The organism is Acidobacteriota bacterium, assembly GCA_009861545.1.
Lineage (GTDB): Bacteria > Acidobacteriota > Vicinamibacteria > Vicinamibacterales > UBA8438 > WTFV01.
On record VXME01000004.1, the window covers coordinates 1 to 23,796 of the forward strand.

22 protein-coding genes and 1 pseudogene are annotated in these 23,796 nt (G+C 67.3%); 15 read left to right on the top strand and 8 right to left on the bottom strand.

From position 1 onward, the window contains the following. Positions 1 to 43: 43 nt before the first annotated feature. The 3 genes from F4X11_00575 to F4X11_00585 all read left to right on the top strand — a co-directional run bounded on the left by F4X11_00575 (position 44) and on the right by F4X11_00585 (position 1,840). Positions 44 to 613, top strand: a complete 570-nt coding sequence (locus F4X11_00575; protein MYN63521.1) for a DUF2493 domain-containing protein — start codon at positions 44 to 46, stop codon at positions 611 to 613. Between the two features lie 10 nt (positions 614 to 623). Beyond that, positions 624 to 896, top strand: coding sequence for a hypothetical protein (locus F4X11_00580; GenBank protein ID MYN63522.1), 273 nt, complete (start codon positions 624 to 626; stop codon positions 894 to 896). A gap of 209 nt (positions 897 to 1,105) precedes the next feature. Beyond that, positions 1,106 to 1,840: a hypothetical protein gene (locus tag F4X11_00585; GenBank protein ID MYN63523.1), complete on the top strand. Its 735-nt coding sequence runs from the start codon at positions 1,106 to 1,108 to the stop codon at positions 1,838 to 1,840. A 1,041-nt stretch (positions 1,841 to 2,881) separates the two neighbouring features. On the opposite strand, the gene F4X11_00590 is transcribed toward F4X11_00585, so the two are convergent. Further along, complete coding sequence (locus F4X11_00590) at positions 2,882 to 3,466, bottom strand: hypothetical protein (protein MYN63524.1); 585 nt, start codon at positions 3,464 to 3,466, stop codon at positions 2,882 to 2,884. A 431-nt stretch (positions 3,467 to 3,897) separates the two neighbouring features. Here F4X11_00590 and F4X11_00595 point away from each other — a divergent pair, with 431 nt between their 5' ends. Further along, on the top strand, positions 3,898 to 4,293 hold the full coding sequence (locus tag F4X11_00595) for a hypothetical protein (protein ID MYN63525.1): 396 nt from the start codon (positions 3,898 to 3,900) through the stop codon (positions 4,291 to 4,293). Between the two features lie 974 nt (positions 4,294 to 5,267). On the opposite strand, the gene F4X11_00600 is transcribed toward F4X11_00595, so the two are convergent. Together F4X11_00600 and F4X11_00605 are read right to left on the bottom strand one after the other, a co-directional pair. Next, positions 5,268 to 5,621 (bottom strand): hypothetical protein, encoded by a 354-nt coding sequence (locus F4X11_00600; protein ID MYN63526.1) that lies wholly within the window; start codon positions 5,619 to 5,621, stop codon positions 5,268 to 5,270. A gap of 149 nt (positions 5,622 to 5,770) precedes the next feature. Beyond that, the gene (locus F4X11_00605; GenBank protein MYN63527.1) at positions 5,771 to 6,232 is read right to left on the bottom strand and encodes a hypothetical protein; all 462 of its coding nucleotides are present in this window, start codon (positions 6,230 to 6,232) and stop codon (positions 5,771 to 5,773) included. Between the two features lie 717 nt (positions 6,233 to 6,949). Between F4X11_00605 and F4X11_00610 the strand changes: the two genes are divergently transcribed. The 5 genes and pseudogenes from F4X11_00610 to F4X11_00630 all read left to right on the top strand — a co-directional run bounded on the left by F4X11_00610 (position 6,950) and on the right by F4X11_00630 (position 12,820). Further along, on the top strand, positions 6,950 to 7,768 hold the full coding sequence (locus F4X11_00610) for a hypothetical protein (GenBank protein ID MYN63528.1): 819 nt from the start codon (positions 6,950 to 6,952) through the stop codon (positions 7,766 to 7,768). 1,530 nt (positions 7,769 to 9,298) lie between these two features. Beyond that, positions 9,299 to 10,915: a hypothetical protein gene (locus F4X11_00615; protein MYN63529.1), complete on the top strand. Its 1,617-nt coding sequence runs from the start codon at positions 9,299 to 9,301 to the stop codon at positions 10,913 to 10,915. A 49-nt stretch (positions 10,916 to 10,964) separates the two neighbouring features. Further along, complete coding sequence (locus tag F4X11_00620; GenBank protein MYN63530.1) at positions 10,965 to 11,387, top strand: hypothetical protein; 423 nt, start codon at positions 10,965 to 10,967, stop codon at positions 11,385 to 11,387. Positions 11,388 to 11,525: 138 nt separating this feature from the next. Continuing rightward, positions 11,526 to 12,236: a hypothetical protein gene (locus F4X11_00625; protein ID MYN63531.1), complete on the top strand. Its 711-nt coding sequence runs from the start codon at positions 11,526 to 11,528 to the stop codon at positions 12,234 to 12,236. A gap of 374 nt (positions 12,237 to 12,610) precedes the next feature. Beyond that, positions 12,611 to 12,820 (top strand): annotated as a pseudogene (locus F4X11_00630) (DUF433 domain-containing protein). Between the two features lie 186 nt (positions 12,821 to 13,006). Here the strand turns inward: F4X11_00630 and F4X11_00635 are convergent. From F4X11_00635 to F4X11_00655, 5 genes are all read right to left on the bottom strand, one after another. Next, positions 13,007 to 13,885 carry a hypothetical protein gene (locus F4X11_00635; GenBank protein ID MYN63532.1) on the bottom strand — a complete coding sequence of 293 codons (879 nt, stop codon included), beginning with the start codon at positions 13,883 to 13,885 and terminating at the stop codon, positions 13,007 to 13,009. A gap of 141 nt (positions 13,886 to 14,026) precedes the next feature. Next, positions 14,027 to 14,587 carry an RloB domain-containing protein gene (locus F4X11_00640; GenBank protein ID MYN63533.1) on the bottom strand — a complete coding sequence of 187 codons (561 nt, stop codon included), beginning with the start codon at positions 14,585 to 14,587 and terminating at the stop codon, positions 14,027 to 14,029. Between the two features lie 76 nt (positions 14,588 to 14,663). Beyond that, the gene (locus tag F4X11_00645) at positions 14,664 to 15,938 is read right to left on the bottom strand and encodes an ATP-binding protein (GenBank protein MYN63534.1); all 1,275 of its coding nucleotides are present in this window, start codon (positions 15,936 to 15,938) and stop codon (positions 14,664 to 14,666) included. Positions 15,939 to 16,692: 754 nt separating this feature from the next. After that, positions 16,693 to 17,310 carry a plasmid pRiA4b ORF-3 family protein gene (locus tag F4X11_00650; protein MYN63535.1) on the bottom strand — a complete coding sequence of 206 codons (618 nt, stop codon included), beginning with the start codon at positions 17,308 to 17,310 and terminating at the stop codon, positions 16,693 to 16,695. A 195-nt stretch (positions 17,311 to 17,505) separates the two neighbouring features. Further along, on the bottom strand, positions 17,506 to 17,772 hold the full coding sequence (locus F4X11_00655; GenBank protein MYN63536.1) for a hypothetical protein: 267 nt from the start codon (positions 17,770 to 17,772) through the stop codon (positions 17,506 to 17,508). Between the two features lie 90 nt (positions 17,773 to 17,862). Between F4X11_00655 and F4X11_00660 the strand changes: the two genes are divergently transcribed. The 6 genes from F4X11_00660 (at position 17,863) to F4X11_00685 (ending at position 23,761) form a co-directional block, all read left to right on the top strand. Next, positions 17,863 to 18,945, top strand: a complete 1,083-nt coding sequence (locus F4X11_00660; protein ID MYN63537.1) for a hypothetical protein — start codon at positions 17,863 to 17,865, stop codon at positions 18,943 to 18,945. A 255-nt stretch (positions 18,946 to 19,200) separates the two neighbouring features. After that, the gene (locus F4X11_00665; protein MYN63538.1) at positions 19,201 to 19,491 is read left to right on the top strand and encodes a hypothetical protein; all 291 of its coding nucleotides are present in this window, start codon (positions 19,201 to 19,203) and stop codon (positions 19,489 to 19,491) included. A 420-nt stretch (positions 19,492 to 19,911) separates the two neighbouring features. Next, the gene (locus F4X11_00670) at positions 19,912 to 20,319 is read left to right on the top strand and encodes a hypothetical protein (protein MYN63539.1); all 408 of its coding nucleotides are present in this window, start codon (positions 19,912 to 19,914) and stop codon (positions 20,317 to 20,319) included. Between the two features lie 800 nt (positions 20,320 to 21,119). Next, on the top strand, positions 21,120 to 21,353 hold the full coding sequence (locus tag F4X11_00675) for a hypothetical protein (GenBank protein MYN63540.1): 234 nt from the start codon (positions 21,120 to 21,122) through the stop codon (positions 21,351 to 21,353). 277 nt (positions 21,354 to 21,630) lie between these two features. Continuing rightward, the gene (locus F4X11_00680; GenBank protein MYN63541.1) at positions 21,631 to 22,317 is read left to right on the top strand and encodes a hypothetical protein; all 687 of its coding nucleotides are present in this window, start codon (positions 21,631 to 21,633) and stop codon (positions 22,315 to 22,317) included. 271 nt (positions 22,318 to 22,588) lie between these two features. Beyond that, positions 22,589 to 23,761 (top strand): ATP-binding protein, encoded by a 1,173-nt coding sequence (locus F4X11_00685; GenBank protein MYN63542.1) that lies wholly within the window; start codon positions 22,589 to 22,591, stop codon positions 23,759 to 23,761. Positions 23,762 to 23,796 lie beyond the last annotated feature (35 nt).

The following is a 23,796-nucleotide window of genomic DNA, read 5'->3' on the forward strand; positions in this document are numbered from 1 at the left end:
GTGACGCCTTAAAAACCCGCCCCGCAACCCCCGCCCCGCCGCGCTGGATCGTGGGGGGGGGCGTGGCGCGGGGGCGCCGCGCCCCGCCGGGCCGGGGGGGGCGGCGGGCGCCGACCGCATGGCCGCCGAATGGGCGGATCAGCACAGCGTGCCCGTCGACGAGTACCCGGCGAGCTGGGATCGCCACGGCGCCAAGGCCGGACGAATCCGCAACCGCGAGATGCTCGACAACGCGAAGCCGGACCTCGTTCTCGCCTTTCCCTGGGGACAGTCGAGCGGAACCGCGCACATGATGCTGATCGCCGAGCGTGCGGGCGTCCCCATCGAGGCGCCGCAGAGCACATCCGCGACCATGTCCCGCGACGGCACCCTGACCGACCTCGCCAGGCTCAGCCGCACGCCCACTCCCGCCGAGCGGGAGCAGGCCGCTGAAGCGGAGCAAGAGGCGGTGGCCGTCGCCGCGGCCGCGCGGCGGGAGTTCCGGGGCGGCGCCCCGCAACGCTCCGCGCCGCGGCGCGGGAACGGGCCGCCCATCAACCGGGGCCACACGAGTCCGACCCGGAGTGGCGACCAGCCGGCCGCAGACGCGCTCCCGTCGAGCCCGCAGCCGTAGGCTTGCCGCGATGGCAGACCTGATCGTCAGCGGCACCGTCCTCGCGTTGGCCGCAATCGCGGCTCTCGCGGGCCTGATGGCGGCCGCTGCCGCCGCCGCGTACGCCGCCGGTTGGGGATGGCACCGCGGACGCCAGCGCGCGCTCGCCACCGCCGCGCACGAGCGTCGCGGATGGGAGGTCGCGCGCCCCGCGCCGATCACTTCGGGCGGCGGGCCGGCCCCGGCCGCGCACGCCGCCGCGGCAGCCCTGCGCGCAAGGCGGGACCCGCGCGAACCGGTTTGAACCAGCGTCGCAGCTCAAGAGCTTGCCGAGCGCTCCGTACCCACGGCGGTCCCGCGGACGAGGGGCCGCAGACCGTTCCCAGCGGCGGCGGCGCTTCGGGACCCGCGGCGACGGTGCCACGGACAGCAGCCCAACAGGCAATGAGCCGGCACGGGACCCGCGTCCTCGAAGCCGGAACAGAGCCTTCGAAGTTACCGACAGGAGCGGAAATGAGCAGACCAACACGCGAGCTGGCCACGCGAGGAACCGAGCGCGACGCGCAAGCTCGCCGTTTCGAGGTGCGGATCGTCACCATCGGGAAGACGCCGAGACGAACCCTGACGTACCACGCCACGGTCGCCGCCGAGAACGAATCGGCGGCCGCCGCGGCGGCCATCCTCGACATGGTGGAACTCGAGCGCGCAGCCGGCAGGCCCGTGACGCCAGGCGAGGCGTTCCGGGCCGACGTCGACGACGGCGCGAAGACCTGGCACATGGTTGCGCAGTTCGCGCCGCCAGGCCACCGACCCGCCCGCCAGCGAGGTCGCGGGAGCACCTACGGCGACCGCGCCTGGGAGGAAGCGCGGGACACGAACCGGGAGCAGGCCGTCGAACGCGACGCGCGCTTCGCGGCCACGGAACGAAATGCCCCAACGGCCGTGCGCACCTACCTCGTGCACATCGTCGAGCAGCACCAGCCCAACGGATCGACCCAGCAGATCGACTGGAAGCAGCACCTCGAAGCCGAGGGACCCGAGACGGCAGCCTGGAACGCCATCGAGCGCTTCCGGCTCGAAATGCCGGGACTCATCGGCAAGTCGAGCCCGACGACCTTGTATCACGTCAACGTCGTCCGCGAGCCCGTCGACGGCCAGGATTGCGATGCCTGGGAAATGCGCGTCGAGTGGGACGCGAAGCGCCGGGCCATCAGCCAGGACCGCAGTCCGCACCCGACGATCCACTAGCGGCCCGTACGGCCGCCTATGGCGCGATGACCGCGGAGCCCGGACGAGCCCCGAGCCTGACCCTCCGACCGACCAACACACGGCACTCGCCGTTTTGACCGCGGTACGACTCCCCGCTTCTCTCGCATCGCGACACGGGTGCGCCCCAGCTCGGCAGCCGGCGTGCCGGTCACGAGCCGAAACAGACTACGACCCGTCAACACGAGGCCCTTGCGCCCGCTCGAACTCCACGCACACCGGCGCGGGCCGGCCTCGGGGCGCCGAGTCGCAGTACCACAGTCGTCCGGTCCAACGATCGAGCACGTACGCTCCGGCGCGCACCCCGCCGGATCCGCCCGGCGCGGCGACCTCGAACCGGGGCCCAAGCACCGCAAGAAGAACCAGCAGGGCGGCACCCGCCAGTCCCACCCCCCACAACATCGAGTGAACATGCCGCCCCTGCGGCAAGAATCTCGTCGGCACTGGGGCGGCTTCGACGGCTTCGGGTGTGGCGACAGGGCCCGCAGCCGAACCACTGGACCCCGGATGACCTGCACCCGCCGCACCGCCGCCTCCTCCGTCCAGGCCGAGGACGGAGCCGATCGACGCGGCGAAACCGGGACCACGCCCCCGGACGTCGGCGTCACCATCCCGACCGCGCCCGCCCCGCGCCGCCGGTCCATCGGTATAGCCGTCCGGAATCACCGGTGGTCGGCCATCGGTGCGCTCGAGACCCACTCTCGCTACCGCCGGGTCGCCGTCATCGTCGAGCCCGAGGTGCACCAGGTCGGGCCGGCCCCCGGTCCCGGAAGCGACCACGGTAACGACGCGACGAAGCCCGCGGTCCAGTACTTCTGCCACGGCCTCACTGCGGGTGAGGCCGCGCTCTTCGGCCAACCGCTCGACGCGATCTCGCAATCCAGCCGGAATCCGGGCGCGCACGCGCACGCGATCCGACGGGCGCGAGTCCGGCGACGACGCATCCAACGCGTGCATCCCCGGAACGGACTGTCCAGACCCGGCAAGCGGCGAACCGCCGCGATAGCGCTTGTCCGTCATCAGTCACTCCTCCCCATGGACGTGGCAAGCGTACGGCGGCCGGTTCAACAGCCTCGACACGCACAGGCTCACCACTGGGGCGGGCGCCCCCACCACCGCGGCCGCGACAGCCCGGCCGCCCGGGAAGGGCCGCCCGACAGTGAGCAGTCGAAACCCAAGCCGCAACGACGGGGCGATTTCCCGGAGGAAGAAGGCATCGGCCACCGGAAGCAGATGGAGGACGCCGCAGGTAGCCCCGCACATCGGAGTCCACCCCAACGGCTCGTGAAGGATGCGCCACGCCCCGGACGATTCGCGCAACCGTCGGCGCGCCGCTACAACGAGCATCGGATCGAGCTCGACGCCGACGGCGAGGCGGCAACGCCCGGTCGCGGCCGCTACCAGACGCCCGTCACCGCAGCCGAAGTCCACGAAGACATCGTCGGGCCGCAACGCGAGCAACCGCACCGCCGACTCGACGGCGGCGGCCGGCAGCGCGCGATACGGCGCCTTAACCCGCGCCCGCACGCCGTCGGCGCCGTCATAGACGGGAACCGGGTATCCGGGAGGCGGAAGAGACCCGCCGAACAGCCGAGCGCCGCCAGCCACGGATCTGCCCGCTCCGGAGACAACCGGATCACCCGCCGGCTCCGTTTGACAAGTCCTGAACGCCGCAGCGTGCTGCGACTCCACACATCGGCTTCCGGATTACCCGGGTTTACGGAAATCTATCCGACAGCCTCTCTACGACTTGCCGCCCCGACGCCTGCCTCCGTGGGCCGCTGACGGACTTGTCCGTTTCCAAACGGCGAGGCGCGTCGTCGCGACTCTCCTTCGACTCGCGCTTCGCGCCTCCCGGTCACGCACGACGGGCCACAGCCGGCTCGCAACCGGCTCGCAACTGGTGGGCAATACGACTCCCGCTGCGCTCTCTGCGCACGCCTGCATCCCGCGCCGCCTGTGATGTGCGCACGCGGCGCGACGCCCTCGACGGCGAGCTCGCAGCCAGCCGCCCCATTCCCTTCTCCAGGAGAACAAGATTGCCGCTCATCGACCTGCTCCCCCCGAAACAGCGCGACGCGTTGCGCCGGCTCCGCAAGCGCATCCGCAACCGCGAATACATGCGGCGCATCCGAAGCGCCGTCGACTACAAGCTCCTCTGCCCCGGTGTCGACTTGCCCCTCGAGGCCGGCACCTGCGGCCGCTGGATCTGGCCCCAGAGCAGCCGCTGCATCCGATGCCACAACCGTCGAATGTGGCTCTTGAAGTACAGCCTCAATCCCGTCGAGGCAGCCATCGCCACACTCCTCGACGCCGACGCCCTCGAAGACGTCGCCGACCACGACGGCAACCGGCCCGCGCCCGACCGCCTCCTCGACACCGTGCCGCTGCTCGACGAGCTGTCCGCGCTCGGCGATCCGTGTCTCCGATGGTAGCGGCCGGCGCGGCGCCGGGCAGGGCCGAGCGTGCGGCCGGTGCGCTGCTGTCTGCCGGAGGGAAGCACGGAGGCGGGGCCGCGCTCAATGCCGAACGCACGCTTGGTTCAGCGTCGGCCACGTATCGGTGGCCCCATTCCGCGGCGCAATGTCGGAAACCATCAGACCCGCCTCCGTGCACCCCGCGCTCGCCGAAGAGCAGCTCCGGGTTGTGAGGTTGCCCCGGTAGTGCGAGGCAACCTCAGACACCAACGCCTCCGCCCTGTGGCTCGGTGAAGACACCACTGTTCGACGCGTGCACGCCGCCGTTCGAGCCGCGGCCGGTGGCATCAAGGGTTCGCGTGGGCACACGGGCCGCAACCCGGGGCGGAATGGCCAGCATCCCCTCGCGCACGACTACAACGACACCAGGTGTCGCCACCACTGAGAAGGCAACGCCGATCACGTACGGGCACGACAGCGATCCCACACGACGACGAGCTCCCGTGCCTGGTGACCCGCGCCAGACGCGTCGCTCGCGTCTTTGCCGATCCGCGCCGGCGATGGGTGTCGCGCGTACGAGTACCGCGCTCGATACCCGGAACTACGATGTCGCACGCCCCGCGACACGCACCGCATCGCTCATCCTGATGGAGCGCGGCCACCCGGGGGGCGCCGCGGCCACGCACCGGAGTTCGCCCGACTCGTCGGCGTCGGATCGCGCCGGGCAGGCGGGTTGTACCTGGGTCGTCACTCGAGAGCGATTGGCCGCGGATCGTCTCCGCGTAGCGCCCGGGATGCTGATCCTGCTCGTCCGTGACCGCGAGGTCTTCGATCCGCGCACGGAAGTCGTCTCCCATCGTCCGTGCGTATTCAGTCGGTCATCGACCTGTTCCGCGAGAAGCTGCTCCGGGCGGCTTGGCGCCAAACGTGGCACGCCGCCACGATTCCGGGCGCGGGACCGACCCGGCTCCAGTGGCCGATATTCCGCGGCATCAGCCGCCCTCCGGCTCCGGGTACTCGAGTCGTGGCTCGTCGATCGGTACGTCGTCGCGCGATATCCACGCGCCCTCCACCGACGCACCGCCGCGTGGCCCGCGCCGCGGACCCCTCGTCGTGCGCCTCGAGTGCGCTGTCGCCGGCCGGATTCCGAGGCGCCGGCGCCGGCGCAGATCGTCGACCACGGCCGGCAAGCCGCGGTTGATCGCCATGCGCAGCAGCCACGCACGCGATACGCGCAGCTCCGATACGAGTTCATCCAGCGTGTGCAACTGGGTCGCCGTGAAGCGCACCTTCACGACGTACGCCAGCGGTTCCCAATGCGGATCGACAATCGTCCGGCGCGACATCAACGCATCCCTGGCGCCAATCGCGAAGACATGTTTCCACTCAGGCCGCGCAGCACCATCGTGCCGGGCACGGAACTACTCGCCGCGCCGGCCTGAGCCGGCACGGATACGAATCGCCAGGCCAGAAGACACTGGAGCACAAACACCCGTCAGTTCGAATCCAGGTCGGCAACCGGACCACTCGCCGAACTCAACGACGGATTTCCGAGCACGCGATCGACGACCCGGTCGAGAAGCTCATCGCGCTTGTGCCGGAGGTCGTTCGGCTCGCACGCATCGTGTAGCGCCGTCCGCAGCTCCTCCGGAGAGATCTCCGGCACGCGCTTCAGCATCACACGGCCCACGCGCACGAGCCGGCGCTCGATCCCGACGTTGGCCGCATCCGCACGGTCGGCGTCATCGACCGGACCGAGCGCACGACGACGACGCACCATCCGGTCGTCGGCGTAGCGTGCCCGGAGGCGGGGCAGGGCGGCACGCACCCCCGCGAGCCCGTGCTCGAGCGCTTCGCGCAACAGGTGTGAACGCTTGACGCCGCTCCGATACACCAGCGCGTCGTAACGCTCGAGCACGTCGCTGGGGACGAAGAACGTGAGCCTGACCATGGCCATCACCGCACCTCCTGAGCGCCCGAGTCACCTCGGCACGCAGACGGGCTCGGGGCACCGGAATCCTCTCCGGAACCGCCCGGCGGTAGGTTACCGAACCGCGGTACGCGAGCGCGCGATCTTACGCCCGGGCACGAGTGATGTATTACCTACCCAAAAACCGCTATTTGGCAGGTGGCACAATTTCTTGTACCGGACAAAAAATAGGACCCCAAGAGGGCCCGGCAGTTTTTGCCATTACGCCATCGGCCAAATAAACATGGTTTGGCAGGTTGTCATGATCATGGCGTAATACGTCAATGAACACGCGCTCTGCCAGAGGCACGTATGACGTACACGCACATGTGTGCGGACTTTTTGGCAGGCTATTTGGCACCCTGTGAGCGACCCCCTTGCGGCGGTCGCTCACACCCCATTTTTCCCTGCGGGAAGGCTCTCCGGGCGGTGTCACAAATTGCAGAAGTGTGTGTACGTACACTCGGCGAGCCCGGATCATACCGCCAGCAAGCGACGGCCCTCTTGAGGGCCCGCCGAACACCGAACAGGCCGCCCGCCCTGCGACGCGCGCGACAGCGCCGGTGCGGCCAGCCGACATCGCCAGACGCTCGGGAAAACAACCGCGCGCGGCGCGCGTGCGACAAAGGTCCGCACCGACAGGAAACGACACGCGACAGTTGGGGCAGCCCCCCCTGGGCAGCCCCGAACCTCCAGAGAGGAACGATGGCAGGACTACGCATCGAGACCAGGCAACCAGCTACGGATGTCGGCACGGTCCGACGGCGGGGGCCGAACGCCGTCCTGTACGACGACGTCCCGGAGAGCTGGCTCGGCCAGCTCGTGAACCACGAGCCGGGGGACTTGACGCGCTCGCAGCTCGAGCGGATTGACGGATGGGAGAGGCGCTACGCCGAAGCGGGCTACGCCTTCGCCGGCATCGCCGGCCTCGAGGCCGGGATGCGCCCCGGCGCACGGCACGGCATCGCGGAGCTGCGAGTCCGCGTGTCGCTGATCAACGAGCAGGTGCTCAAGCAGGACCGTCGGCGCGGCATGTGGAGCGTGCCCGCATGCGACGAGCTTCCTTCCGAGTACGTCCTGCTTCGCGAGGCCGAGGGGATTGTCCGGCTTCCCGCCACGTGGACGGAGCGTATCCGCGATCCCGGAGCCGACGTCGACGAGATCGCCGTGGACGTGCCGGTGGCCGGCCCGGACGAGATACCGACACTCCATGCCGAGGACTACCAGGCGATCGCGACACGCACTCCCGCAGACGACATCGACCGGAACGATCGCTGGGCAGCGCGGGCCTGCGACCTGGCCCTGACGCTACTCCTGATCGCGGGGTGGGAGATCGTCGATCTGCTTCCGGGCTGCGATCGCCACGGGTGGTTCGACGAATGCTACGGCCCGACCGAACTGTGGCTGGCGACGAAACGCCCGCACAGCGAGCGCGTGCCACCGGCGCTTCGCGCCGCATTCGCTCGGCGCGTGTCGCCGACCACCGTACCCCACGTGAAGATGGGCGTCCGGACGCCGTTCTGAAGCAACGGCAGTCGACACGTACCAGCCTGTTCTCGACCGGGGCGCGCGGTGGACGGAGGAGTACGCCCAGCCCAAGCCGCGCTCCGGGCCGGACGAGTCGGGTCGTCCGTGGGACGTCCTCTGTATGGGGATGTTCGCGCTCAAGGCGTTGCGCTCGAAGCTGCGCGCCGATATCGGCGTGGTCGAAGCCTTGCGTCCACTACCTGCGCGAGGAACTGCACTAGGACGCGAACGGGATCCGTGCGCGCCTGTCCGTGTGCCCGATCGCCATCTTCGGCAACGCCGTGCACAACGACATCGAGCGCCGGCTGCAGAAGGCCTGGTCGGTCTGGGTCGACCGCCTGCTTGAGTCCGACCTGAACGATTGACCGGTGGAGGATCCGTGGTCGCGGCTGTGACGGAGGGTCGGCGGTGACTCCGGCCCGGCTCCTGTATCGGCAGGAGGGCTTCGGGACGGCGGCACCTCGAACAGTGCCGCGGGATTCCGTATCGTCCTCACGGCGCGCACCCTGAACGAACCGCGTCGTCCGCGCCGATTCGCAACGGGATTCCTCCGGAGCGCGATCGGCGTGGCGCCGCTACGGAGACGAAACGCCGTTTCCAACGGGGAGCCGCAACACGCGAGGCGTTGCGCGGAAGCGAAGTGACACAACCGACGAACCGGCCGTGTGCCGGCCCGGCCGACCCGCGGGAATCAGCACCGGGCGGAGCCGGCGCCCTCGAGCCACGCGCGGCGCTCGCAGCCAGGCAGCCGATCGACGATCTGCCGTCCCGAGATCACCAGCAGTGTCAGTGCCAGGTTGCAGGGCGCCCCTTCAGGCGATCGTGCCCATCGATTTCGCGTGTGGGCGTGCGTGACGTCGATCGCCGCGTAATCCGCGTCCCCAGTGTCGCTATCGGATAGTTGCCGGCCACAGGCACTCTCATGACGATCGTCGGCGCGTGACCGCGATTGCGCACTCGGTTCCGACCACGCGGTGGGCAGCCGCAAGATTCCTTCTGGCCCTCGCGGAGCAAAGCGTTGCACGAACGCGGCTCATCCCATCGGCGCACGTTGCATCTTCCGCGGCGGCGGTTCGTGCTCGAGCACCCGCTGGTTGGATCAAGGACACGCGGCTCCGCGGCTCGGCTAGCGTAGGGTGCGCCAGGCCGCCTGCCGACCTCGAAGACCGGCGAAACCGGCGAAGCTGCAGCCGTGTTCGGCGCGTCACGTTTCGCGGATGTCGATGCGCCCGTTGTCCTTGGGTCAGGTCCCCCGGCTCGTCGTTGACGAACCGCCCCAGTCAGTGCTGCCCGGCACGTCGTCGTCCGTGCGGCTCGCGCACAATCGGCCGTATCGGCCGATCCGCCGACGCCATCGGTTGCATCGGCGGCGCTTCCAGTCGCTACGCCGTCGTTTGCCACGAGGTCGCCCGCGCGGCGGCTATTCTGGCTCCAGACCATGAACTTCCCGCGGCGTGTTCGAGGCTCAGCGCAGCCAGCAGCCAAGGTAGAACTCTTCGCCCTGTACCGCCTTCTGGACGGCCGCAAGTGACCTCCATCGAAATCCGAGGCGCCCGCACGCACAACCTCAAGGGCGTGCACGTCAACGTGCCGAAGCACCGGCTCGTCGCCTTCACCGGCGTGAGCGGCAGCGGCAAGTCGTCGCTCGTGTTCGACATCATCTGCACCGAGGCGCAGCGCCAGCTCGTCGAGACGTTCAGCAACTACGCCCGCCGCCGGCTGCCGCAGTTCACCCGGCCGCCGGTCGATGCGATCCGGAACATCTCCCCCTGCATCGTGATCGACCAGAAGCGCCTGGGAAGAAGCAGCTGCGGCACCATCGGCACGGTCACCGAGATCTACACCTACCTGCGGATGCTCTTCTCGCGCTACGGCCGGCCGTTCACCGGCTGGTCGCACCGCTTCTCGTTCAACCATCCCGCCGGCATGTGTCCCGCCTGCAAGGGCCTCGGCAAGCGCATCACGGTCGACGTCGACAAGCTGCTCGACCTTGACCGGAGCATCGAGGAGGGAGCCATCCGCCATCCCGCCTACGACATCGGCAAGTGGTACTGGCGGAAGATCGTCCAGACCGGGGTCGTCCCGCCCCGCAAGCCGCTACGCCGATTCACGGCAGCCGAGAGGCAGCGCCTGCTGTGGGCGGACGACGTGCGGATCGAGAAGGTCCACCAGGGCACGACCTACGAGCGGACCTTCGAAGGCGTCGCCCGCAAGCTCGAGCGGCTGCACGTCGACAAGGACGAGGACCGGATCCCACGCGCCGGCAGGGAGGCGTATCGGCGGCTGTTCACCGAGCGGGCGTGCCCCGATTGCGGAGGCGTCAGGCTCAACGCGGCGGCACGGGCGGTGGAGCTTGCCGGCGGCTGGACCGTCGGACGGCTCGTCGACTGCGAGCTGACGGAGCTGGACCGCGTGCTCGAGGAACTCCTCGCGCGGGACGACTACGAGCCGATCCGCGACGTCGTCGCGACGCTGGTATCCCGGATGCGCGGGACGCTCCGGCATCTGATTGACATCGGCGTCGGCTACCTGTCGCTCAACCGCGGGTGCCGACGCTGTCCGGCGGCGAGAGCCAGCGGGTCAAGATGGCCCGGCAGCTCGACTGCGACCTCGTCGATCTCGTCTACATCCTGGACGAGCCGACCGTGGGGCTCCATCCGCGGGACATCGATCACCTCATCGCCATGCTCGGCCGCCTGCGCGACCACGGCAACTCCGTGCTCGTCGTTGATCAAGGCCGAGCGACGGGACCGCATCGCGGCCGGGTGGAGTCCCGAGTGCGGCCGTGACCGTGACCTGGCGGAACGGAAGCTGTGCGCCCGCTGCCGGCGACGGGTGGCCCAACAAGCAGCGAGCGCACCAGGTTCGTCGGCGCACGGCCAGCGAGGATTCGTCGTCGGGCCGTTCCGGCCACCCGCACTCGCCTGCGCTAAGATCTTGGCGTCCGCCCTCGGAAGCGGACTCTTGGAACAGGGACATGGACACAGAAAAGACCATCCGAGAAGCCGTGAACCTGCAAGTACGCATTCGCGGGTACGCGCAGCGTGGAGGGGATGGCGACCACGGAGACGCCGCCAGGGCGCAGGTTTGCGAGTTCCTTCGGCACTATGCAGGCTCGAAGAGTGCCTTCCTGAAACAGGCTGAGGCTGCTCAGGGGTTCTCCGACTATTTGGTCGCGACGCTGGTTTCGATCGTGCAGTCATTCATCGAGTACGTTCAGGCTGGCCTAGCGACGGGAGTATCGCCCGAGCGACAGGCACAATTGGACGTCGTCTCCGATCTCTTGGGGCAAGCCAATTCGCTACTTGAGGACGCTAAGTATCATCCAGCCGCCGCCGCGATACTCGTTGGCGCCTGTCTTGAGGAATCTCTGAGGACGTGGGTCGAGGCGGAGTCTTTGTCGATTGGGAAGTCGAAGCCTGGTATCGACGCTTACAGCAAGGCGCTGCGCGGCGCTGAGCTGATCTCGAAACAGGACGTGAAGGACATCATCTCGTGGGCTGGCGTACGGAACCACGCTGCCCACGGCGAATGGGAGGAAGTCAGCGACCGCAAACGAGTGCGGTTGGTACTAGACGGAGTCAACCTGTTCATGAGGCAAAAGCAAGGGACGTAAACCCTGTCAACGCATCGCTGCTGGCTCTGCGCCGACTGCGGCGGCGAGTTGGAAGCCGGCGGACGGGGAGCAGTGTGCGCCGTGCCGGTGCGGGGCCCCGAGGCGCGCTGCCTCTAGCCCTCTAGCAGCTAGAGTGAAATGACAGCAGACACGACACCTGCCATCACGCTGACCGAGGATCGGCGCCGCTGTTGGTGCGCCCCCTGGTTGATCACCGTCAAGTGGAAGATCGAGCTCAGGAACTTTCCTGAAGTTGAGAAGGCACTGGGGCGCGAGATTTTGAATGCCTTTTGTCGATGCTTCGTTCATTCAGATCGTCTGACAAGCACGATCAGTTGCATCGATGCGAGTGAGAAGCACCACGGTCGTGACTCCACGGCCCATGGACGCGATCACGTGTCGATGGTCTGGTTTTCGATCGGTACGCTTCGTGAGTTGGCTCTTGCGATTCGAGACGCACGCGCTGCCCTCGCTAGACGCCGATGGCTCGAGCCGGAGAGTGAACACTGGTGCACTCTTCGGAAGCTAGAAGACCGCTGGGAAAACGACGACTTCTTTAGGACGATGCGGAATGTCGCAGCCTTCCACGTTGATCCCACAGTCATTGACAGAGGCTTGGACGCGCTCTGCAAGGACCACGTAGTCGAACTCGCAGAGGGTCAGGGTGACAAGAACATTGACAGCACTCTATCGCTTGGTGCTCTCGCTCTCCACAATGGGCTCGAACTGAGCCTGGATGACTATCGCGCATTCATCAAGACGGTGAGCACCGACCACGTGGCTGTGGCCGAGGCAGTCCAGACCGCGTTCGCCCGCGCGGCAGAAGCTGCCGGCGTGCGGCTCGACTGAGATCCGGCGAGGCGTTCCCTCGTGTCACTATCGCTGTGCGGGTGGCCGGTGATCGGCGGGAATGTCCGGTTCTTGCTTGTCACCGGGGGCGTCAATTGTCGGGGGTTGCCGCGACCGGGAGCGCGAACGACCAGGAGGTGATCAGCGTTCATCTCGCGGGTACTAATCCCGGGATGCCGGGAGGAGTCCGCCCGGCGCCGAGGCGCGTCCGGGCGCCGTGTTCCGCCGGCTACTCCTCCTATGGCGCCTGCCAAGCGGCGGTGTGGCGGATCGTCGTTGTCGTTGTTCTGCTGTCGATCCTATACGCGGTCACAAGCAGTCGGGGTTATGAGCACTTGGAACACCTACCGCCCTGAAGACGCGACCCGGAGAAGATGAGGGGTGCCTGGGGTGTTCCGCGGCATTTCGGTGCCGGTGTCGCCGCTGTTCGAGAATCTGCGGGACGGGGCCACGAGTGACCACGTTCTGCGTTGCTCCCACGGGTGCGAGCGACACAGCCCCTGGCCGTGCTCGATCACGAGCGGAAGGCGCTGATGGAGGCGGCCCGGTCGTGGAAATACTCTTTGACACGGAAAACTTGGTAGTGCCGCAGGCGGTTACCTGAGACACTACCGAAAACTTCGACAGTGTAGCTTTGAGAACAAGGTAACCTTCCGTCACCTCGCCAACCCGCAAGTGTTGCGGAGGTTGACCATGGGGACCATGGGGAGCGCACGGTGAACCGTCGTAGCCTCATGCGAGGCCGGCGCACTTTCAGTCCGATCGCAAGCTCATAGAGGATTCAAGGTCGGCGTTTTGCGGTAAGGCCACCGGCCGTCTCGAATTCTCTCCTCAACGGCCTTCGCGTCAATGGTCTGGCAGAACCGGAAATCAAGGTTGGTCCGGATGTAGTCCCGAATCAGCCCGTCGAATCGCAGTTCGCCTGCGCCGATCTGCCAGATTTGCTCCGGTGTGAGTGTCCGCAGCAATATCCGATCCGCGATGTACACGTTGAACTGGTCGTTCGCTCGGTTACCGAGCCAGTGCGAATTGAGACGGTTGCGGAGGTTGTCGGACCGTCCAACATATAGGAATTGACCGGAATCAGCCCAGATGGTGTAGACCCCGGTAGTTTCCGGCACCGAGCCTTTGGTATCGGGCCAATTCCTGAACGCATACGGAACGCCCCTACGCAATTGGTCAAGGCAGTCGGCCATTCCCGCGCTCGCCACAGGCCTCTCTGCGCGTTCACTAGACGGTGCGGTCCCCGAGTACGATTCTCGGTGCCTGGCTTTTGACCCGACACCGGACACAGGTCCTAACGCGTCAGCGCTTCTCATGGTCCCTTCTTCAGACCGCACGGTCAGCGACTTACCGGCCTTATCAACCGTGAAGCGAAACACAATAGTGGGCCACGCGGCGAGCATGCCATCGTCCACCAATACCCTTCCGAGACTCGCGGCTGGTGCTGCAAGGTCACCCTTAGAAGCGCGTACAATGCCGCCGTGACGCACCCGCACGATGCAGTACCAGTTCTTCTTCTGGGGGCTACACTTTCTGATGCCGCCCAGGGCGACATGGCCTGTAGCCCCGTTCGCAGCGGTTTCAACTGCGGCCCGAAACGACAACTCCGAAATCGTGGTCTTCCAGAACAACTCGTACTTCGGCATTCTCCATTCCCTCTGAGGTCACTATCGGTTCACGTGACTGGTCCCTGCGCTCAATACGACGATCGTGACCTCATGATGGGCAAGGGTAAGCGCGCCATCGGGCCGTGAGTGGTCGAGACCCAAGGAGCGAGACCTGACAGTTCACTTGTTCGGCTCGATGGCTTCCAGGAATCGATACATCCCGGATGAAGGGTTGTCATGCGGGAAGAGGGTGCCATCTCCTTCATGCTTGGCGGCTAGGGCGAGCGCACGAGCGGCAGCAGCCGCTCGCCGAGGCATGTACAGCGTACCATCCAACCCTTTGCCCGTACTCCGGTCATGTTTACGGCGCAGCTTCCCGGCAGCCTCATTGTCGAGCCAGGCGGCGTGGTCGTCGAAATGAAGCGCTAGCCAGAGTTCGAAACACGGGTTCGAAATGGCCAAATGGACGTCGTTACTTTCAGCCCGGTCGATGGCCTCCTGAAGGTTGGGATGATTCTTGGGCCATTCGACATCGAAGAGACACCAGACGTCGTCGACCGCGCCTTGATCTCTCGGGTTTCGAACTCGGGCGTCAACCGCCCGCTTCACCAGTGTCAACGGCACGACACCGTTTCCATTCTCTATTCTGATGTCGACCGCCGCGATTTCGCGCACCGCAGGTTCCCGTTTCAACGATCTGAGATAATCAGGCTCCGTCGTCCTTCCTTCGCAGAATACCAAGAAAGTGTATTTCGGCCGCCGATAACCGACCCGGCGCTGGAGCGATGACCGGCTGCGACGCCTAGGTTTGGACCGCTTAGCCATCGTGAGATTCAGAGAACAGGCCGAGGGCTCTTCGGACTTCAGCTTGGTCGACATCAGGAATCGAACCGAACCGGCCTTGTAGGTAGGCCCTCTCTAGGTTCAGAGACTTCCTTACGCGTTCGCCAGCGAACTCGGCCAGTGCAACGAGATGTGTGGCGCCGTTGAGCGCCTTTTTTGTAAGCCAGACCTCATCGCGGTTTAGGCTATTCAAGAGCGATGTGTCGTGGGAGGTGAACACAAGTTGAGCTCCGTGGGGATTTGTCAAGGGATCCTGGAAGATCTCGATCAGTCGGGCCGAAAGCCGAGGGTGAAGACTTGCGTCAATCTCATCAAGCAGGAGAATCCGACCGTTCTGCAGTGCCCGGAGAGCTGGGCCTATGAGATGGAACCAAGTCTGGGTTCCCGCTGATTCCTCTTCTAGCTCAAAAGCGACGGGTTCGTCACCGACCCGGTGCACGAGACGAAGTCGGTCCGTCAACCACCTACGGTGGCGACGCTCGCGCTCCACGACCTTGTAGTTGTGGATTCCGGGGTCCGCGAAACGGAGCAACTCTAGCGCAAGATTCGAGTCTATGCCAGGAGGTCGCTCTTCAGAAGGGTTGAAGAGACTTGGCTGGTTCGTGTCTCCTTGCCCTAGGAACAGCTCGGCGGTGGAGTCAAGCAAGTCGGGACGATAGAAGCCTCTCTGCCCTTGCCCGAGCACTCCCACTCGCGCGATTGTGTGCCCGACTCTTTGGGTAATTGAACCGTTTACCCGCATGGCGGCAGAAAGGGCTAACGTGGCCGGCATGAGCAACTCTTGTACTCTTCGGGCTCCGTCGAAGCCACGACGGAAATCTATTTGATCCCCGTGACGAGTAAAGAGATTCCGCCGTCGGCGTTCAGGATAGGAGTCAAGGCTTTCGTACCGCACTGCGGCATCGTGAACCTCGAGTCGGTATCCGTGGCGAATTCCGTCAACTACGATGTCTAGCTCAAACTCCGAGGGAGCGGTAGGGCCGTCACCAAATCTGTGAGCATCGCGCGGAATGCGGTCGTCCCAAAGGCGCAGTGAGTTAGCAACCGCCATCGACAGCCAAGCTAGTGCGTCGAGCACGTTGGATTTTCCCGAGGCGTTGGGCCCGTAGATTCCGGCCACGGTTAGCACGCGCTCCGAGAGGCCCTCGAATCCTCGGGTCGCCGGTCGGTCCTCGTCGACGGCGATCATCGACAGTTCCACCGGCTCGAGGATCGAGCGGTGGTTGGCAACGTGGAATCGCAGCAACATGGGTGCAGTCTAGCCGAAATCAGGCACTTTGATGCCATTGTTTGGCTACTTGGAGCCGGAATGTGGCATGAACATGTCAACGTCCGTGCCGTAGCAGTCTGCGATTCCAGCTCAGCGGAGACGTCGAACGGATCGACAGTTTGGATCGCGGACCCTGCCGAACGGCACCGGGATCGAGAAATGCGTCGTGGGCCATTGGTGGGAGGGGAGTGATCCCGGAGCGATACAACAGGAACGACACCGAGAGCCCCACGATGCTGTTGGAGTGTGCGGCCCATGGCTGACGGTGTACCGCAGTACGCGATCCGAGCCAGCTGGAGACTTCGGTGCGGCCTGCGGCGTCGACGTTGGGGAAGTTGATCAGCAGCACGGTCGCCTGGAGTGGCGCTTCGTGGTCGACGGCCAGTGTGGGAGGCGCCGGGAAGTCCACGGCACGTTCGGTCGGGGTGCGCGCGAATACGTGGAGTTCGGACCGAAAGCCACGTATGTTGTCCGCACGCCCGTAGTTCTTGGTGGAGGACTTCGGCGGGGCCACGGTCGTACCCTATTCCGTACGCAATCGGCGCGCGGATTGCCCAGGACTATCCTGGACGACCTGTCCCGTCCTCCTCCCCAAGACGTTCTTCGGCCTCTCAGGGCAACCACGCGTCCGCTGGCGGCCCTGCTGACCTCGTGGAACAGTCGGCTGTCAGGGAGATGACGCACAGCATTCCAGAGGCCACTATCGATGGTCCACGCGGGACGTAGACGCAGGTCAGGTCGAATCTGGCGGCGTTGCGCCTCGATGCCTCGCGAGTGCACCGCGGCGGCGGGCGGCCAGCGTGGCAAGCCTCGGCCGTACCCACCGCTCGTCCATGTCGACCGGGTCGAACGGCTTCCCGTACCAGGTCACCACGTCGTTGTGCTCCTCGTGGAGCGGATCGAGCGCCGCCTCGAGGAACTGCATGAAGCCGGTAGCGCCGCCGACATCCTCCGGCGGGCAGCGACGCTCGCCATCAACGAACGCCGGGTACTCGACATCGGCCTCGCCATCGCCGAGCGATTCGATGAAGATGTCGTGCCTCCAGTCGTCGCCGAAGTCGTAGACGTAGACGAAGCGCTCGATGCCACGCTCGATGAGGGACTTCAGGCGGACGCCGCCGGCCTTGTATACGTGCCGGTCCCAGAAGTCGTCATCGGGCATGGGCTCGCCGTAGACGCGCTCGCCGATCACGAACTCGAACAGATGGGAATCGGTCCAGCCGACTACGGCCTGGATGATGTCGTGCAAAGCCAGCAGCGTCGAGGAGAGCGGCACGTCGACCCGGCGCCACAGCCGGGGCTCGATCTCCCGCAGTTCGATCCTGAGCCGTGCCACGGGTTCGATCATCACAAGATGCCGGTATTGGTCCCGGATAGGCCTGCTGTTCAGGCGATACTTCACTCACGCACGACGTTCGGGCGGCATCGGGTAGCTGCCGGGCCCAGCCTGCAAAGCTCTCGGCGCCGACGCGAAATGACGGGCGTCGTCGATCCGGTCGGGGCCAGCGGGCAATGGCCAGACGGCGGTGAGGCCGGCGCCCCAGCGTCACTCCTGCGCCGCTTGCTCCTGCGCCTTGGCCTCTCGGCGCGATGCCCAGTACTTGCGCATCCGCTCGGCGACGGCCTTGCGCTGCTCGTCGCTCATCGTGCGCTTGCGCCTGCCGACCGCCTTGGCCGCCTTCTTCCTGCCGCGCCCGGCGGCCTGCGGCACGCTGCCCTCGATCGCCTCGATGGCGCGCTGTATGGCAACGAGCTGGCTCCGTAGCGAGCGCTCCTCGTTGCGCAGCGCGTCCAGGATTCCGCTCTTCGACATGGCCACCTGCTCCTGGGGATGCGTGCCGCTACTCCCGCCAGCCGACGCCGTCGGTCGCCGGGCGAACCGTCCGTGGCGCGGTTGGGGGCGATGCTCCTGCTCCGGCCGCCGCCGCAGTCTGCTGAAGGTACTTTGACCGCTGCACGCATTTCGGCCGCGTTCCACTCCGGCCACGCGTCGCGCTTGGGCAAGCCGTACACGCGGCCCGCCGGCCGAGAACCACCGCCGCCTCCGCCTCTGATGCGAACCAAATCGGTCGCACAACGCCAGGAAACCTCCTGGGGGTTTTCGACCGACGGCAGCACGTCGTCCGGACCGGCATCGATGTCGCGGTCTTCACTCTGCATCGACACCTCGGTGCCGAGCGCCGTGTCCTCGCTCCGCGCCTTCGGATCAATCCGCATTTCGGGTGGGCCGGTTCAGCGCACGAAGCTCCTGCCGGACCTCCCCGATCCGAGACTCGGATGCCTGTTCCGCCTCGAGACGGGCAATCCGCACGCGGAGCCTCACGACCGTCAATCGCCGAGCGGTCCGCTCCCGCGTCACATCGTCAGCCGCCGCCCGCGGGTTCCGGTGGCCCCACTGTTCCATCCTGCATCCTCGCGCGCGGAGGGGGCGAAGAGCGCCGCACCGACCATCGTATCGCAGCGTGTCGAGAACAACGACTTGCGCCCCGCCTGGTATGTCTACTTGCCCGTCGATCCGCTCCAGATCATGCCACGTGCCGGTCAGATCGGTCGACCGGGCGGGCATCGCGGGCACTGCGAGCAGGGGCAACGAACCGCCATCGACCAGCTTCGCGTGGCGCTGAGCCGCGCCACCGAGACGCTCGCCTTCGTCGACGTGGCCGGCGATGAGGACGCGCACGCCCTGAGCGCGGACCTGTTCGACGACGCCGCGCCGTACCACGCCGATGATCTGGTGGAGCACTTGGACGCCGTCGACCGGGACGATCACTGGGAGCCGCGGGCCTGCGACCTCCCACTGAACCTCCTGCTCATCGCCGGATGGCAGGTCGTCGATCTCCGCCGGGCTGCGATCGACTCGTTGGTTCGACGAATGCTACGGCCTCACCGAGCTGTGGCTGGCCACGAAGCGCCCGTCCGCCGAGTGCGTCGTGCCGACGCTCCTCGTTGCACTCGACCGGCGCGTGTTGCCGAGCACCACACCTAACGTCACGACCGGGAACCGACCGCCGTTCTGAAGCGCAACGGCAGACCGCACCCCGTACGAGAGGCCGGACGAGGCTCGACACGGTCCCGGAAGCCGGGCCGGCGCCACGGCTCAGAGAGCCGCACCGACCGCGACGACGCCCAGCGAGACGCCGGGAGGCAGCGGAGGAAGACGCACGGGCGCTTGCCGCCCCCAGCCTTGACCCGGCCTCCGATTCGACACGGCCAACAAGCGCCGCAGAAGGAGACACGAGCGATGCTGAGTATAGAGAAGCAGAACGCCATCATCGGTCTGCGTGACGACGAGCCGTTCGGCCAGGTGCGCCAGCGACGAGAAGCCCTGGGCCGCGTCCTGCGCACCCTGGCGTCGAAGCCGAGCGGCCCAGTCGAGGAAGCGGACCGGCCGGCACTGGTGCGCGAGCGGGTCAAGTCGCTACGCGGCGAGGCACAGCGCCAGGGCGATGACCTGACGGTCATCGACTGCGATGTCGTGCTCATGGGCACGACCGATTGCGCGGACCAAGTCCAAACGCGACCTTGTCCGTAATCCCGACAACCGACGCCGCGTCGACCAGGGCTCCTGCCGCTGACAGAGCAGCGCGCGTACTACAGACGCAAGCGACCGCGCTGCGGTTGTAGCCGCCCGATCCCACATACCGGGCTACGGCTGTCGCCCGGCTGCAGCGAGTGGCCGGCCATGCCACGGACACGACTACCGCACCCGCGGCCGGCGCCCGAGTCGGCGTACGCGCAAGGCCGCGGGCCCACCGGCCCGTCGTTTGCCTGCAGCACCTGAGGCACTCGGACCCGGACCACCCTGACCGCAGGCGCAATGCGGTCGGACCGCATTGCCGTCCGGGGTGCCGATTCCGGGTGTGCATGGCGCTCGTGTGCTGCCCCGCACTTCTTCTTTCGGCAACCCCTCACCAGCCCTGGGCGCGGTGCGCAGGGCAGAAGGGAGCCTCAGATGGCAAGACGAACGAACGGCTACACCCTATACCTCGACCGTGCCGGCCTGCTCACCTGCGAGCCGTTGACCGACGAGATCGGCGTCGCGGACACGTGGACGCAACTCCACTGGATGGCGAAGGCCGCCGCTTTCTTCGAGCGAGCCGGGCGGCTGTGGGCCCGCGACGAGGCGTGTGGGATCGTCCTGAGCATGGCCGACATGCGACAGGAAGCGCATTCGCACGTTTCCTGGCGCACGTTCAGCGACGAGGACCTGCAGACGCTGCGCGCTGCCGACGCCGTGCTGAAGAAGTACTGCTTCACGTCGGACCTCGGGGCCTGCATCGCCGCCGCCGAGCAGGCCAACGCCGACGAAGCGCCCCCGTGCCCGATGTCCGATGACCTGGGCAAGGTCCCGCGGCCGTGACGGGTCCACGACGGGACACGGCATTTTGCGAAGTGCAGCGGCGAGCCTGTCCTCCCCCGCGCGTAGCCGACGCCTGTCCGACCTGCCACGGCGAGGATGCCCGGCATACCGGGGCGGTGTGTCCGGACTGCGATTCCTGAGCTTCGCTACCCTGCCCGCCGGCCTGCCGGTCGCGGCCTCAGTTGCTCGGTACCGGATACGGAAGGAAAACAGCCATGAACGGTCCCGATACGGAAAACGTCCACCGTGTCCGTCCGCCCGTCCACGTGCCGGAGGACTGGTACGAAGCGTACCGGTTGCGTTACAGCGACGGGAAGCCGCACGTCACCTGCGGACACCGGCATCCCGACGTGCAACAGGCCGCCGCGTGCGCCCAGCAGGCAATGAAAGGAGAAGCGCTCGCCGCCTTCGACACCGGCGGCCGCGGCCCCGCGTGGGGCGTCGCTCGCGTCACGCCTTCCGGCGACGGTGCGGGCGAGCCTGCTCACCTGTGGTTCCTGAACGAGTACGTCACCTACCGCTCCTATGGCGGTCCCGAGGAGGGTGCTGGTACTACCCCAGGGGCACGTTCGTCGCGTCTCACGGCGAGTTCGCGACTCGCGGGGAAGCAGCACGGACGCTCCGCTCCGAATGGGCGCGGGAGTACCTCGCCGCCAAGCGCGCGGGGCTGCACCCGCCCGGCAGCGTGCTGTCCACGGGCTGGCCCGACCTGCGGGTCGAGCGGAGCACGGGGCAAGACTTCCCTCCGGTCCGCCCCTGGTACTGCTGAGTGTTCCCGTTGGATTCGTAGAGGAGGAGAAGTGCGCACCTTCAAGCAGCCGTACGACGGGTGGGGCAAGTGCCAGCGGTGCGGGGTCTCGGTCCCGCCCGCCGGCGCGCGCATCGGGTTCTTCGGAAAGCAGGACATCTACCCGCGATGGTGTCGCAAGTGCGTCGTCGAGCACGGCGACGAGACGTTGTTGGCGGCCTGGGACGAGGCCGTCAACGCCGAGGCGGCTCGACGCGCCGCGTATTCGAAGCAGGAACGACGATGACGCCACCGGAGACGGAGTCCTGCCGGGTTCTGGACCCGGCGGACGAGGGCGAGCTGCCCGACGAGGCGTGCGCCGCCAACCCGTTCTGCTGGAGCTGATCAACCCGGTGCACGCGGAGGAGGAGGGCCGCCTGTTCACGGGAGAGCCCTTTCCCAAGGCGTACGCGGCCTGCCGGCGCAGGAACACCCGCCGCGCGGAGGATTGTGCGGCCACGACGAGATGCCGTGCGGCAATCCCATCTGCAGGGGTTGCCGCTTGCGGTGAGGAGACAAAGCGAATGCGGACTCGGACGATGCACATCCAGGGCTTCGACAACTCGGGACCCGTCTGCGGCGCCACCGGGCGCGTGTGGACGGACACGGGCTGGAGCGCGGCGGACAGCGATCCGGGCTTCAAGCGCTGCGAGCGCTGCGAGAAGAAGCTGGGCCCGGGCGGTCTCGAACGGCTCACGCAGGCGCGCGAGGAACTCGCCAGGCTCCACGCCGCGCGCAAGGCCGGAGAGGCCGACGGCCGCGAAAAGACGCCGAGCAGGGTCAGCGTCTACCCGGCCGGCGGCCTTGAGGCGCAAAGCTACGCGCGGGGCTACGACGCCGGTGCGCTCGAGCGGCTGCCGCCGAAGGCGGCCATCCGGGCCACCCCGCCCGGGTCGGCCGAGTTCCTCATGACGCTGGAGGCGGCCAAGGGCCGCGCCCACGACTACAGCGACGAGGACCGGGCCATCGTCACCCGCGCGATCAACCGCGCCAACCGGAGCCTCGCCAACCGCCCGGCCCCGTGCGGGCACACCTCTGGCCCGACCACCGAGCGGCGCGGTCTCGGCGGTCCCGTCACCCGGGAATTCACGGCCACCTGCACGCTGCCGGCGGGTCGCGCCGGCTCTCACGAGGACGAGAACGAACGGACCTCCATCGGCCGGCCCTTCGCTTGGGGAGATCCGTTCCGGAAGCCGGGCGCGCCGGACTGACGACTGTGCCCGCAAGGTAGGACACGAGATCCCGTTTCGCATAGGGGCGGTCGATCGGGACACCTTCAACGTGTGGGTCGAGGGCCGGAGCGCCGCCGTCGCGGACGGCCGCGTGCAGCGCAACGAGCGGTGGCCCGGATTACTGGGACGCGCTCGTCAACGGCGGCGGCGGGTCCGCGGTGATCAAAGACCGGCAAGTCCCGCGGCGGCTGCCTGATGGCCGTACTCGAGCGCTTCACGGGCGCGTAGGAGCCCGGCGGGGAGAAGAAGCATGCAGACCAAGGGAAGGGCGGCCGTCCGGACGGCCGTCTTGCGCGGATTCGACGCCGTGCCCACGACGATCGAAGCCCGCGTCGACGAGGGACCGGGCACGGGCGTCCAGGTCGAGGGCGAACCGGTGGCGACCGCCCTGGAAACGGCCAGGCGCGTGGAGCGGGCCGTTGAAGCCTGGGGCTGGGACCGGCGACGCTTACGTGCCGTTGTCAGGACGCGCCCGGCGGTACGGACGGACACGCGGCTCCACGATCTGCCGATTGCATTGGCGATCCTGGCAGCCGCGGGCGAGCTCGAAGCCGATGCCGTCGAAGGGCTGGCGGTGGTAGGTGCGCTCGATTGGGGCCCGGCCGTCGAACCGATCGCGGGTACCCTGGCGGTCGCGGAGCTGTGCCGCAAGCACGGCTGGCCGCTGGTCGCCCCCGCCGCAAACCGGCGGGAGGCAGCCGCCCCGGGCGGCGTCCGGTACCTGCCGGCTCACGAACTGGGACAGGTTTTCGACGCCCTTCGGAACGGCCTGGCCCCGGAAGCCGCAAGCCCCATCGAGCCCGCCGAACTCGAACGGGGACGTGACTTGGCGCAGATCACCGGACGTGAAACGGCGAAGCGCGCCCTCGAAATCGCGGCCGCCGGCGGGCATCCGCTGCTTCTTGCAGGCCCCCCTGCGGCCCCGACGACGGGACTCGCCCTGCGGTTGACCGGCATCCTGCCGGAGATGACCAGGGACGAAAGGCTGGCAGCGACGAAGATCCACTCGATAGCCGGAGTGCTGCCGCCGTGGGCGGGTGTCCTGGCCGCGCGGCCGCTGTCGGCGCCGCACTTCAGCGCGTCGACCGCGGCGCTGCTCGGACGCATGGACAGAACCGCGGAGGGACTGTCCACCGAGCGCGCCCGGCCGGGCGCGGCGACTCTGGCGCACTGCGGGGTCCTCTGCCTGGACGACATCGACGACTTCTGTGCGAACGACGTGGAACAGCTCGCCCGGACCGCCGAGATGAAGCGGACCGACGACAGGCATGGCGCCATGCCGGCGGACTTCCTGCTGGTGGCCACCCTCACGGTCCCGCCCGACGCGCAGAGCCGCAACGGTGGCGCGACCGGCCTTGACGCAGAACTGCACGCACGACTCGATCGCCTCCCGGTGTCCCGGACGTTGGAAATGGCAAGTTGAAAAGGGACCCCCGTGGCAACGTGAAAAGGGACCCC